Raw genomic sequence first — 13,729 nt, 5'->3', positions numbered from 1 at the left:
TTTATGAAGTGTAGCTAGAGTGCGGAGTTGGCAATGTCTTCAATAAATTTCGAATCCACGTACGGTGTAATAACTATTCAAGATATGAATGTAGTGAGTGTTGACGCTAACTATGCTCGCATCTATGGATACCAATCGCCCGAAGAACTACTTTCTAATATCGATAGCTTTCTAGATTTAATCTCAGAAGATTACCATGTTTTAGCTTATCAAAATTACCTTGAAACGGTCAGTGGTCAACGCGACCCTCAGGTTCACACCTATACCAATGTTGATCGCAATGGCAGAGAGTTCACCGTGTTTTCTATCGACCATGTGACGGAGTGGCAGGGAAGACCTGCACTGCAAGTCACAGTGATCGATCTTTCCCCTGCGATTCAGCTGCAAAATGCGGTGCGTGAGCAAGATAAGATGTATCACGACATGATCATGCAATCTGGGCAGGGCATCTTGGTTCACCGAGATTTCAAGCCGCTGATGGTTAATCAATCTTGGGTCAACATGCAAGGCGCGGCTTCCATCGAGCAAGTATTAGAGCTGGACTCTATCCTTGAACTGGTACCAAAACAGAATGCCGATGGCATCAGCAAGCACTATCACGCGATCGTATCAGGGGAGTTGTCAGGTACTAGTACCGTGGTTGAAAACATTGGCTTTGACGGCGTTCATCGGTTCTTCAATATTTACGACAATGCGATTACTTGGAAAGGTCAGCCAGCCGTTCAGGTTGTGCTCGAAGATGTGACTCAAAAGGTGATGCTGGAAAAGCAGTTGGTACACCAAGCGAATTACGATGAAATGACGGATTTGCTTAACCGTAGGGCGATTTATGAGTGGCTGAGAGAGCACCTTGTCTCTGAGACTCACTTAGTGTGTATGCTGCTTGATATCGATGACTTCAAATCGATCAATGATACCTACGGGCACATGGTGGGTGACGAGGTAATTTGCGCATTGGCTGATATTACTAAGCGTAATGTTGAGGCTGTGGGCGGTGTCGCAGGTCGATGGGGCGGTGAAGAGTTCATTGTATTTATCCCTAATGCGTCGCCTCAGATTTCGCGTCAAGTGTCTGATCAGATCCGAGAGCAGTTTAATCAAACCGAATTTAAGATTGATGAACAGTTACGATTTAATTCGAGTGTCAGTATCGGAATCAGTCATAGCCAAGCCTGTGAAGACGGTGTCACGATTGATGCACTCGTGAATTTAACCGATCAATCTCTCTATCGCGCGAAAGCCAACGGCAAGAATTGTGTAGACGGAGATGTGGTTGCGCTCTAACGCCTAAAATCGTCATCGAAAGCGAATAGGAGCGACAACGAAAAATGCCCTCAAGTCATCACTTGAGGGCATTTTATTTTTTGGCTATTCACTAAGCGCTTCTAACTATAAGAAACGTTTAAGTTCTACAAGTTATGCAGACACTTCCACTTCGTAAGAACCAAATTTACGGATGTTAATCACACCTGTATCTAGGATAAGGTATTGGCCTTTAATGCCTTGAAGTACGCCTGTCACTTCAGGATTCTTATCAAAGTTGTGCGATACAATCTTCACTGGGTGCTGCTCAACCGGGTAGCTCAGTGAAGTGATGTTTTCGCTCAGAATCTCGATTGCATCGTCACCAAACTTTGCTCTGATCTCTTGGATTTTATCCTCAACCAATGGCAACAGTTCTTTGGCTTTTTCTACCAATTCCATATCGTCGCCGTCGCCTTTAAGCAGCGTGCGCCAGTTGGTTTTGTCAGCAATGTGCTTTGCTAACTCAACTTCGATCAGGCCAGAAATCTGACGTGTTTTTACCTTCAAGATAGGCAAACCTTGAGTCGCGCCTTGGTCAATCCAACGGGTAGGGATTTGAGTGTGACGAGTGATACCTACTTTTAGGCTTGATGTGTTCGATAGGTAAACGAAGTGATCAACCATGCAGTTCTCTTCACCCCATTGAGGCTCGCGACACGTGCCTTCATCGTAGTGACAAGTCTCTGGCTTCATGATGCACATGTCGCAGCTTGCTAGCTTTTTCATGCACACAAAACAGTGGCCTTGAGAGTAGCTCTTCTTAGTTTTCTTACCACATGAGCAGCAAAAAATATTGCCGGTGTGAGTGAGGTTGATGGTTTTACCAATCAGAGGGTTTAGCTCTACAAACTCTTCGCCTACAGGCAAACGGTAGGTAACCGCGCCATCAAGGGAAGCACTCATCTTTCTGAGTGTTCCTTTTGCTAATAAAGACATGACATTACTCGTTGTATTTTGATTATTATTTCGTCGACTCGATTGCGCTGTGAGCAGGCAGTACGGTTAACGATGATTATCCGATGAGTATAACAAATAGAGCCTGTTTTTATACGCAATATTACTTGATTCTCGCCGTGAATAATTAACGGCAAATACATGCATAAAAATATAGTATGACATTTTGTTCGGGCGTGATATAACGTTTTTTAGTGATTTATTGGTATTAAGATCACTAATTTACCTGATTTGTTTTTTATCGTGAAATCCCAACTATAGGGATCTTAAGCCGGAAGCTTAGACGTGAAGTGGATCCATAAGATTGTTATCTTTCTCGTTATCGCAACGCTTGCCATTGTGCAGTATTACCGTGTGAGCGGAAATCGTGTGATAACAGCAATAACCCCTGATAAATATGAATTTATCGCGACCAGCGATCGAGTTGATAGGGGCGTCAGTACATCCCAATTATCCTACGAAAATGGGCAATATATTCTCGACTGTGAACTTAAAGAGTCGGAGTATCCGTGGCCTTATTGCGGCCTATCGATTCGTATCAACCCAGACATTACCACTGGCCTTGACCTTTCGCAGTACCACACCTTTAGAGTCAATATTGATTACCATGCGGAGGCCGATTCTAGCGGTCGTTTGCGAACTTACCTGCGTAATTACAATCCTGCTTATTCGGTTCCTGATGACGAGTACACGCATAAGTACAACGGAATGGAGTTTTCTCCTGGCGTGGATGGTGGTGTGATTGAGATTCCGATCGAAAACCTGCAAGTGATGACATGGTGGCTTGCAGATAATGACATCGCGCTAGAGCACTCTGCTCCCGAGTATTCCAACGTAAATATGGTGGAGTTCGCGACGGCATCAGGCGCAAAACTTGGGCATCATCGCATTGTTATTCGTAGTATCGAATTTGAGGGCTCTTACATCACCGCCGAGAGCTTGTTCTTAATCTTGCTGTTTGTTTGGGTTGGTACTGGCACCGTATTCTTAATTTCAGAGTTACACAACTCGCGCAAACGTATGGTGATTGCCGAGAAAAGACATCATCATCTTAAGAACGTTAACCGAGCATTAAGAGAGCAAAACTTTGAGTTCTCGGAAATGGCGCATCGTGATGAATTGACCGGAATCCTTAACAGGCATGCGATTCGAGACTGGCTGAAGATGCAGTCACAACATGTCAAACAAGGGCACGGTAAGTTAAGCATGCTCTATCTTGATATTGATTACTTCAAGAGTGTGAACGACAAATACGGCCATCAAATGGGTGACCATATTCTAAGAGAATTTAGTATGGTGGTCGGTAGTGCAATCAGCCCGACAGATAAATTGGTAAGATGGGGTGGTGAAGAGTTTATTGTTTTTTGCCCTGAGACTGATCTTGGCGAAGCGCAAAGAAAAGCTGAGAAAATTCTCCTCTTAGTTAGCCAACATCTTTGGGTTCATGGTGACCCACTGACCTGCAGCATTGGTGTTGCTGAAATGAAGCAAGAGAGGGTGACAGAGACGATTGCTCGCGCTGATGAAGCTTTATATCAAGCAAAGCATTCAGGTCGAAACCAGGTGATCTTGAGTCACTAATCTGAAAATTGTTTTGATGAGTTTATAAGCCACACGTGCATATGTGACGTGTGGCGTTTTTATGGTTCTTCTCCCAAAAGCCAAAACAAAAAAGGTGGCGCGGGGCCACCAAAAGGGAAAGCGTTTCTTGTTTTTATATGCCCGTTCAGTGCTTGCTTACGCTGAACGGGCATTTTTGTCTTGGTTGAACCGGGGGAAGTTCAACCAGTTTAGGGGAGCATTCCTGTAAGCATGCGCTTATAGAACGTTAGTGTTTACCAGAAGATCCAAGCGAACAGAGTCAGAACTAGGATACAAGCTAGGTTCAACACCATACCGATTCGCATCATCTCTTTCTGCTTGATGTGACCCGAGCCAAACACGATTGCGTTAGGAGGTGTCGCTACTGGTAGCATGAAGGCACAAGATGCAGCGACAGCGATCAGAGCAGACAAGATTACCGGAGACATACCCAGCGCTTCAGCAATAGTCGCGAATACAGGGACAAGCAATGCCGCACTCGCTGTGTTACTCGCAAATTCCGTTAGGAATACCACGAACGCTACCACGGCTAGAATCGTAAGCAGTACGCCAGCTGTTTCTAAAAATCCGCTTAGTGAGTGTGCTAAGAATACGCTGGTTCCTGTCGCTTTTAGAATGTTACTTAAGCAGATACCGCCGCCGAACAGGATAAGCACACCCCAGTCCGTTGTCTTCTCAACATCTTTCCATTCCACCGCTCTAGAAGCGCCAAGCAGTACAATTGCGCCAATCGCGACTAAGCTATCAAATTTAGAGAATCCGCCAATCATTGCGTTGATTGGTTTACCGAATATCCAAAGCGTTACGGTTAGAAGGAAGATAGACAGTGTGATTTTCTTGCTGTTTGTCCACTCAACTGGGGCATGGTCTAGCTCGAATTTGTGGTCAAGCTTAGGTTTTGTCATCACGTAAAGAATGATCATCGCGATTGGCAGTAAGATCATTGAGATAGGTAGGCCAAGTGCCATCCATTCTGTGAAGCTCAAGCCAACTTCTGCCGCCGCAATTGCGTTTGGAGGGCTACCAACCAAGGTTGCGATACCACCAATTGAAGCACAGTAAGCGATACCCAGTAGCACGAACACGTAGGTGTTGCGGTCTTCACTTTGGTCAACCTTGTTCATGATGCCAAGAACAAGAGGAAGCATCATTGCTGTAGTGGCTGTGTTTGAGATCCACATAGATAGACCCGCACTCACACCGAACAACATGAACACAGCGACCGACATTCTGCCTTTTGCTATCAGCAGTACTTTGTCAGCAATTGCTTTGTCTAGTTCTTGCTTGTTCAGTGCGGCTGCCAACGCAAAGCCACCCATGAATAAGAAGATGATCGGGTTTGAAAAGTTAGCCAGCGCTGCGGGCGTGTTGAATACACCAAACAAGACAGCCAATAGGGGAACGAGCAAAGCGGTGATGCTGACGTGGATAGCTTCGGTTAACCATAGAACCGCAACGAACACGAGAATACTCAAACCAGTATTGACTTGTGATTCGAAAGGAAGGGTGTTGAGCAAGAGTGCGAATAGCGTGAAATTACCAATTAATATCATGCTGTTGCGGGTGAACAACCAGTGTTTCAGTGTAGTAACAAGTGCCGTCATAAGACGCTCCTTTTGTTATCCTCGTTTTATTGGTGCACGACTTCATTGAGTCGTGCTTATTATTTTCGAGGTATATAGCTTGATGTAGGGTCAGACTTTGTTGGGAGAATGTTACTTAAGTTAATAAAGGCGTGTTGGTGTGTTTTTGTGTAACAGTGGGGAAATGTGAGGCAACAAATTCAAAATGTGTAGTTTTCTACACATCTGTCTCTGCTGGGTCTGCAATAGGGTTTGTTGTAGGATCTACAACAGGGTTTACAGAGGGGTCAGTCATAGGGTTTGGAATCGGAAATGATTCCGGTTTTGGACTCGATTGAATGGGCTCTTTAGGTCCAAGGAACTTTGGCGTTGTCCCCATAATATACAAATCTAAGAAGGCTTTGGTACGCGCAAAAACTTCACGCAAACGGATAGAGGTGCCTGAATGATTAGTAGGGCCTGAAACCGCTAAACATTGTGCATGAATATCGTAAGAATTAGCGATAAATAGTGCTCTTTCACAGTGGAATTTCTGAGTAATGATCAGGAAGTTGTCGGTGTCGAAGATCTTTTTAGCGCGAACAATCGAGTCTAAGGTTCTAAAGCCTGCGTAATCGAGGTTAATGCGTTCATCGGGTACACCCGCTTTCAGTAAGTCGCGTTTCATCGTCCACGGCTCATTGTAAGAGCGATGAGCGTTATCGCCGCTCAGTAGAAATTGGTCCACTTTTTCACGATCGAACAGCTCAATCGCGGCTTCGATTCGGTGCTTATAATAGTCGTTGAGTGTTCGACCCAAATATTTGCTCGTGCCAAGCACAACGGCGACCTCAAGCTCGGGCACTTCATCTATATCGTAGATGATGCGATCTTCCGCTTGCCATGAAACCCAATAATCGATCGCAATAACCGCAGCGCTGCCTACTAAGAACACGAGGAAAGCGCCAAACAGAAAACCTTGCAGTTTTTTGTAAGCTTTTTTTATGTAGCTACGGATAATGTGAGAATCAAATTTCACTCTCGGTATGGTCCTTTCACTGAGCATTAATTTTTGAGTGCTCGATAATACCAAATAAAAATGAGAAAAATCAGTTAAAAAGACAAGACAGTTTAAAGAAAAAAGCCCCTGCAAATGCAGAGGCTCATATAAGAGTCGTTAACGCTCTTTATTCCAAGCGCAGTACGCTTTATTAGAATGCCGTGCGCTTGTAGCGACGGTAAACTGGCTGCCAGAAGTGCTGGTCAATCGCTTGTTGCAGTGCTTCTTCAGTGATCTCTAGAGCAACGCCCTGTTCAATCGCCTTTTTACCTACCGCAAGAGCAATTTTCTTAGATACCGTGTGGATCTCTTCCAATGGTGGAAGTAGAGCACCTGTGCCATTGATTGCTAGTGGAGAACACGTAGCAAGTGCACGGCTTGATTCCATTAGCATTTCGTCAGTGATGCGTGAAGCATTCACAGCCAATACACCAAGGCCAATACCTGGGAAGATGTAGCTGTTGTTACACTGAGCGATTGGGTAAGTTGTGCCGTTGTGAACGACTGGCTCAAATGGGCTACCTGTCGCAACAAGTGCTTGGCCATCAGTCCAACGAATAATGTCGTTTGGCGTCGCTTCAACACGGCTTGTTGGGTTCGACAGTGGGAACACGATAGGGCGTTCACTGTGTAGGTTCATCTCTTTGATGACTTCTTTGCTGAATAGACCTGGAGCACCAGACACACCAACCAATACGGTTGGTTTCGCGTGGCGAACTACGTCTAGTAGAGAGAAACCAGTGCCATCGCTTTCCCAGTCTTTGGTGTTTTCGTTGGTTTGAACCAGACGCTGTTGGAAATCAAGCAGGTTTTGCATGCCTTCTTGTAGCAGACCCCAACGGTCAACCATGTAAACTTGAGAGCGAGCTTGTGCATCGCTGATACCTTCAGACACCATTTGGGCAATGATAGCTTCAGCAATACCACAACCTGCAGAACCCGCACCTAAGAAGGTGATGCGTTGATCTGAAAGTTTGCTGTTTGCTGCTTTACATGCTGCAAGTAGAGAACCAACCGTTACGGCTGCTGTGCCTTGGATATCATCGTTGAAACAACAGATGCGATCTTTGTAGCGCTCAAGCAGTGGCATTGCGTTCTTTTGTGCGAAATCTTCGAACTGAACTAATGCATCAGGCCAACGGCGTTGAACCGCTTGGATGAACTCTTCAACGAATGCATCGTAGTCAGCACCCGTAATACGAGGATGACGCCAGCCCATGTACATTGGGTCAGCAAGACGTTGAGGGTTGTTAGTACCCACATCGAGCACGATTGGTAGCATGTAAGCTGGGCTGATACCGCCACAAGCTGTATAAAGTGCTAGCTTACCAATTGGAATACCCATACCACCGATGCCTTGGTCTCCCAAACCAAGAATACGCTCACCATCCGTAACCACGATAACTTTAACGTTGTGGTTTGTCGCATTATTCAGTAGGTCATCGATACGATCGCGGTTCGGGTATGAGATAAACAGACCACGGCCACGACGGTAAATATTTGAGAAGTTCTCACATGCTGCGCCAACTGTTGGCGTATAAATGATAGGCATCATTTCAGAGATGTGGTTTTGAACTAAACGATAAAAAAGCGTTTCATTAGTGTCTTGGATGTTACGAAGGTAGATATGCTTATCCATATCACTTTCGAAGTTACAATATTGTTTGTATGCACGTCCTACTTGCTCTTGGATTGTTTCGGTTGTTTCCGGTAACAAACCTTCAAGGTTGAAAGAACTGCGCTCTTCAGCAGAGAATGCGCTGCCTTTGTTTAGAAGAGGTGTACTTAGTAGAGCAGGACCAGCATAAGGGATATATAGAGGGCGTTTATCGTTGTTCATTAGATGCCTAATATGGGAGAAAGGGTAACTGAAAAATGATAACGGTTTAGTTATTCAATTGTAAATAGTTTCTCCGCGATCTGAGCAAACAAAATGATATTCTTACCTCTGTCCCACACTTATCGAATTTCAACACGATAATTCGTTATACTTTGCTCACACTTTTTCGCTACTCGCCATTTTATGTCATTACTTCCCATCGATGCTTATCAAAACGTATTCCACGAACAAATCGCTAATTCTCACCTTGTCGTAGAGGCGGAAACCGGATCAGGTAAATCAACGCGCCTGCCACTTTGGGCCTCTCAACATGGGCGAGTGTTAGTGGTGGAGCCAAGACGCATCGCGTGTACATCATTGGCTAAATATCTCGCGCAGCGATCAGGCGAGAAGTTGGGTAGCAAAGTGGGCTATGCGATTAAGCTTGAGTCGGAATACAACGAGCAAACTAACGTTGTTTTTGTGACGCCCGGTATCGCGCTGCGTTGGTTATCAGAAGATGGACTCGCTAGTTTCGATGTGATCGTGGTGGATGAGTTTCACGAGAGGCGCTGGGACATTGATCTGCTGGTGGCGATTCTGAAGCAAAAAGCGAGTCATCGTTTGGTGATCACTTCAGCAACCATTGAGGGTGAGCGCCTTGCTCAGTATTTGGATGCGAATCGCATAAGCTGTGAAGGGCGAACTTATCTAGTTGAGATTGAACACAGAGCGAATGAATCCAGAACACTGCCTGATAGTCGACATCTAGGGCAGCGCATCGTGGAAGAAGTTAATCATCAGTTGATCGCTTCTTCTGGCGATATGTTGGTTTTTCTACCGGGTAAAAAAGAGATCGTGCAATGCGAACAAGCCTTAGCGAAAAATCCAGATATCCAAGTTGTTAAATTGCATGCGTCGGTCAGTGATAAAGAGCGAGATTCAGCGTTATCGGGTCGGAATATCCATACTGAAGGTTATGGTTTGAGAAAGGTCATCCTTGCGACTAACGTTGCAGAAACCTCATTAACCATTCCTGACATTGGCGTGGTGATAGATTCAGGATTAGAGAGACGCACCGTTCAGCGTAATGGCAGAACCACACTGATGCTTAAATCCATATCACGAGCGAGTGCCAAACAGCGAGCTGGCCGCGCGGGTAGGGTAATGGATGGCGTTTGCGTGCGTCTATATGGTGAACATGCGGCGTTAGAGTTAGTCACACCGCCTGAATTGCAGCGTGAAGAGCTGACTGAACCTATGTTGGCCGCAGCATGTTGTGGATCTCCGCTTGAGAGCTTGTCCTTCCTTGACCCTATTCCAGAGAAATCACTCAACAGTGCAACTCAAACCTTGCTGACGATGGAAGCGATTAACGCCGACCATCAAGTTACCGAGCATGGTAAAAAGCTGTATCCGTTGCCGATTGATGCTTTGTATGCCGATATCGTTACTCGAATCAAAACCAAAGCATTAAAAGAGGCGATGGTTGATCTCACTGCGGCGCTGTCCGTTCCTGCTCGCTTGTATCAGTTACCAAACAATGCAGAACATCTTGAAGCGCTCGCGCAACAAGAGAAGGAAGGGTGTGATTTAAGCCTGTTGATTCCGATTGTGCGCGGTCGAGAATATCCGCATTTAGACATCGACCAACAGGCTCTGAATGAAGCTCAAGGATTGGCGAAGCAAATGCGGGAGGTATTTGAACTTCCTCAGCTAGAAGTCGCGTCACGTTTCCAACGCATTGAATTGCTCAAGACCATTGTGAATCTGCATCCTGAACTGGTGTTTGTGCGCCGACTGAAAAGGAAAGAAGCCTTTGCCAATGGTGTTTTAGAAGTGGTGCTCGGTCGTCAGAACCGTTTCCCTGATAATGCACAAGCGATGTTGGTGTTGGATACTCACAGCTTGCCGGGAAGAGGCGTTAAGCAAACACTGACCTTAGCGACGGTCACGACACCCATTCCTCTTGAGCTTCTCATTGATGCTGAACTAGGAGAGTGGGAGCAAGGCGAAACCGTTGTGAATGATGATGGTGTTTTTACCGAGATGGCATTGGTGTACGCAGGCCGCACGATTACAACCAAACTCGTCGCCGCTGAAGGGCAACTATCGTTAAAACCTATCGTCGACCTTGTGTTAAATGGAGAGCAGCTTCCCGGTTTTGCAAAGGCTCGCACTCAAGAAATCAAACACTGGCAGTTGTATGTGAAACTTGGTCTCGATGAACAAACTAAATACACACCAGAAATTGAGAACATTAACTTTGAGCTATGGTTTATAGAGCAGCTTGAAGTACTAGGTGTTACTGATGTCAGCGAATTGGAAATGTTCGATCATGCAGACATACCGTTCGATGGCATTCCAACTTGGCTCTACTCAGAATTTTCGGAAAAATACCCGTTTGCATTGAGCCTTGCCGACTTGCAACTCGATGTTGAATACTTGCCCGCAAGAAAGCTGATTTACGTCCATTATCAGTCGGGTAGCCGAAAGTTATCGCCAAAACGTTGGGAGCTACCGACATGGTCTGGTTGGCGTATTCAGTTCAAAAAAGCGAGTCGAATAATTGATATCAAATAGATGGATAAGTTTTATCTCTAAAATATTAATCAAATAGATGCATATATGATTTTTCAGTGCTTATTTTGTTACAAGTTTGATTTTTATATTCCTTTTTAACCAATCAAAAGGTCATAAAAGACTATTCTTCTATATCCTATTGCTATAAAGAAAGAGTTGATAGATATTGAGTATATTGTGTTGCCAAAGTGTCGGGGGACATCATGGATAAACAGGAAGAGACGCGTGTAGAGTTCGATTACACAACATTTCTTGGCGCCTCATGCAGTAAAAAATGGACTTTTCTGGAAGCACTCACCACAATTGCGCCAGTGTTCAGTACCGTCTGGCGAGATAGCATTAAAGAGTTGGGCACCCCAGAGGATCGTTTATGGCAGATGGCATTGAAATCAATGTCGACGCGTAAAAGTGATGAGTCGAACATTGTTACCTTACTTAAGCTCGCTAAGCTGGAAGGGATCAATGAGCTCAAAGTAGTGATGCCATATTCACTTGAAGAAGAGCAGATCGAGTATATTGAATCGCGCAGTCATTTAGTGATTGCGGGTAATTCTGGAGAAGAGTTCACGATTAAGCTGTAACTTCAGCTCGCCTATAATCTCTCTCGAGGAATAGTAAAAACGTACACGTAAAAAGGGCCTCAAATATTGAGGCCCTTTTAGTATCTAAAACTTGAGTCTACGAGCTTATTCGCTTTCGAGCTTTTTATTTTGAGATTAAGCGATTAAGCAATTAGCAATTAAGCGACTAGTCGATTAGACCATAGTCAGCGCGCAGTACATCGATGATCTCTTGCTTAGGATTTTCGCTCAGTACGATCTCCGCACCTGTGATTTTCGCTGCGATATCAAGGTAAGTGCGAGACAGAGACATTAGCGAATCCAGTGGAAGTTCATTGTCACGAGCCAATGCTTCACGTTCTGGCATACGCTCTTTATTCAAAAGAATGTCGGCATCAGGGAAGTAGTTAAGCAAGAACTGACGGAAGCCTTCTTTTGAATTCTCAACGATGTTGCCGTTGTTATATTCCTGAGTATCCCAAATGCGAGATGAATCTGGAGTACCGACTTCGTCCATGTAGATAAGCTTTTCTTTGCCTTGAGCATCGTTGACGTAGCCAAACTCAAATTTGGTATCAACAAAGGTTTGGTCTACTTTTGCTAGCGCTTGGCTGATTACGTTGAAGCCTTCTTTAAGAAGTTTTTCGTAATGCGCGATGTCGCTTGCTTGAGTAAAGTTGAATGCTGCGAAGTTATCTTCGATGTTGTTGCGTGTGATGTTCACATCGTCAGCTTCTGGAACGCCAGGAATACCTTTCAGAATCCCTTTTGTTGAAGGCGTGATCAGTAGCTCAGGCAACTTCTTGTCTTTCTCAAGGCCTTCAGGCATCTCGATACCACAGAATTCACGTTCGCCGTTTGCGTATGCACGCCACATTGAACCAGTGATGTATTGACGACAAATCGCTTCGATCATGACTGGGCGAGCTTTTTGTACAATCCATACGAACGGGTGAGGGATATCAAGAATATGACTGTCAGCAAGTCCGTTGTCTTTAAACAATTTGAACCAGTGGTTAGAGATAGCATTCAGAGCCGCTCCCTTACCTGGAACACCTTTAAGATTACCTTCACCACGCCAGATACAATCAAATGCAGAGATACGGTCACTGATCACCATGATTGCTAAAGGCGCATCTGGTGCTACATCGTAGCCTTTCTCTTTAATTAGTCGTTGGCTATCTTCTTCAGTTAACCAGTAGACCGAACGAACCTTGCCACTGTGGACAGGTTTATCAGTACGGATTGGTAGGTCATCATTTACGGCAAGAACTTGATCAGCAAGGCTCATTTAGACATTCCTATCTTTTATCAAACGTCATACAGAGAAGTGCGGTGTGCACATGATTAGACGGGCATTATACCCAATCTACTATTTGCTTCCAGAGAAAAAGCAAACGTTTGCTAAATCTGTTGTTTAAATAAAAACCCCCGCCTAACAATCCGCTAAAAAATGGGCGAATTGTTTCTTAAGTTAACTTAAGTTTGTTAGCTAAAAGATTAAGCTATGTTTGTGGACCATGTTTTTGAGCCAAAATGTTATTAAGTAAACATGTTATTAAGCAAGGTGGCTTAGTGAATACGCTCTGAATTTGCATCCATAAAGAAGACTTCACATTGAAAGCGTAACCCTAATGTTCTTAGGTACTGTTGGCTGAACTGATCAATCGATGCACTTGCAACAATCGCGCTCGCATTCTTAGAGCGGATTGCTTTCTCGACAGTCTCTACCTCAGTCATTTGATGAGAGGCTTTCATATGAATAACGCGGTCGCAGCAAACATTATGTTGCTTAAGCTGCTTAGCCGATGGTCTTGGTGTTTGAGCCGTAAACAGTAACCACTGATGTTGATTGGACAGCAACGCCATTCTTGCAAACAACGCTTCCTCGTTTGAATTTTTGCTTTTACGAGAAACTGATGTAAATGCGCAGTGAACTAGCGGGCTAGAGTGTTGTGCTTTAACGTGTGCTTGAATCATTTTGCTGTCCTTATATACATGCTGTATGTGTATACAGTAGTTTTAGTTGCTTATAAGATCAAGCGTTTTTTGCGGGATTATTGGACGATTTCGTCTGAGCTTATGGATGGTAAATGTTTAAGTCATTGAAAATATTAGATAAATTAAATTTGAATGAATTTGCTGTTTTGTCTCATAAGTTGAAAAAATGTGAGCTTTATACAGGTGTATATAGTGGTTTTGACAGAAAAGTACTGTATACACCTGTATAGAAGAGAGAAGAGAGAAGAGAGAAGAGAGAAGAGAGAAGAGAGAAGAGAGAAGA

General features: G+C 44.5%; 10 protein-coding genes. 4 read left to right on the top strand and 6 right to left on the bottom strand.

What is annotated here, in order from left to right:
• Positions 1-33 precede the first annotated feature (33 nt).
• Positions 34-1,284, top strand: coding sequence for a sensor domain-containing diguanylate cyclase (locus AB6D58_RS02250; protein WP_102398222.1), 1,251 nt, complete (start codon positions 34-36; stop codon positions 1,282-1,284).
• Positions 1,285-1,416: 132 nt separating this feature from the next.
• Here the strand turns inward: AB6D58_RS02250 and AB6D58_RS02245 are convergent, their stop codons facing one another.
• Complete coding sequence (locus AB6D58_RS02245) at positions 1,417-2,241, bottom strand: DUF2797 domain-containing protein (RefSeq protein WP_102398223.1); 825 nt, start codon at positions 2,239-2,241, stop codon at positions 1,417-1,419.
• Between the two features lie 303 nt (positions 2,242-2,544).
• On the opposite strand from AB6D58_RS02245, the gene AB6D58_RS02240 reads away from it, so the two are divergent.
• The gene (locus AB6D58_RS02240) at positions 2,545-3,840 is read left to right on the top strand and encodes a GGDEF domain-containing protein (protein WP_102398224.1); all 1,296 of its coding nucleotides are present in this window, start codon (positions 2,545-2,547) and stop codon (positions 3,838-3,840) included.
• 254 nt (positions 3,841-4,094) lie between these two features.
• Here AB6D58_RS02240 and AB6D58_RS02235 read toward each other — a convergent pair whose 3' ends face one another.
• The 3 genes from AB6D58_RS02235 to AB6D58_RS02225 form a co-directional block, all read right to left on the bottom strand.
• Positions 4,095-5,465 (bottom strand): SLC13 family permease, encoded by a 1,371-nt coding sequence (locus AB6D58_RS02235; RefSeq protein WP_372156415.1) that lies wholly within the window; start codon positions 5,463-5,465, stop codon positions 4,095-4,097.
• 196 nt (positions 5,466-5,661) lie between these two features.
• Complete coding sequence (locus AB6D58_RS02230; protein WP_372133997.1) at positions 5,662-6,462, bottom strand: vancomycin high temperature exclusion protein; 801 nt, start codon at positions 6,460-6,462, stop codon at positions 5,662-5,664.
• 172 nt (positions 6,463-6,634) lie between these two features.
• On the bottom strand, positions 6,635-8,323 hold the full coding sequence (locus AB6D58_RS02225) for an NAD-dependent malic enzyme (RefSeq protein WP_017059764.1): 1,689 nt from the start codon (positions 8,321-8,323) through the stop codon (positions 6,635-6,637).
• Between the two features lie 183 nt (positions 8,324-8,506).
• Here AB6D58_RS02225 and AB6D58_RS02220 point away from each other — a divergent pair, with 183 nt between their 5' ends.
• Both AB6D58_RS02220 and AB6D58_RS02215 read left to right on the top strand, forming a co-directional pair.
• The gene (locus AB6D58_RS02220; RefSeq protein WP_372156413.1) at positions 8,507-10,885 is read left to right on the top strand and encodes a helicase-related protein; all 2,379 of its coding nucleotides are present in this window, start codon (positions 8,507-8,509) and stop codon (positions 10,883-10,885) included.
• Positions 10,886-11,088: 203 nt separating this feature from the next.
• Positions 11,089-11,466: a hypothetical protein gene (locus tag AB6D58_RS02215; RefSeq protein WP_017059766.1), complete on the top strand. Its 378-nt coding sequence runs from the start codon at positions 11,089-11,091 to the stop codon at positions 11,464-11,466.
• A gap of 166 nt (positions 11,467-11,632) precedes the next feature.
• Here the strand turns inward: AB6D58_RS02215 and AB6D58_RS02210 are convergent, their stop codons facing one another.
• Complete coding sequence (locus AB6D58_RS02210) at positions 11,633-12,736, bottom strand: phosphoribosylaminoimidazolesuccinocarboxamide synthase (protein ID WP_017055177.1); 1,104 nt, start codon at positions 12,734-12,736, stop codon at positions 11,633-11,635.
• Between the two features lie 281 nt (positions 12,737-13,017).
• Entirely contained in the window at positions 13,018-13,425 is a 408-nt protein-coding gene (locus tag AB6D58_RS02205) for a SulA-like leucine-rich domain-containing protein (RefSeq protein ID WP_017055178.1), read from the bottom strand.
• Positions 13,426-13,729 lie beyond the last annotated feature (304 nt).

This window comes from Vibrio sp. 10N.239.312.D08, assembly GCF_041466145.1.
Classification (GTDB): Bacteria; Pseudomonadota; Gammaproteobacteria; order Enterobacterales; family Vibrionaceae; genus Vibrio; species Vibrio crassostreae_C.
Note: the sequence above shows the minus strand (reverse complement) of the source record. Positions and strands in the feature narration are given on the sequence as shown.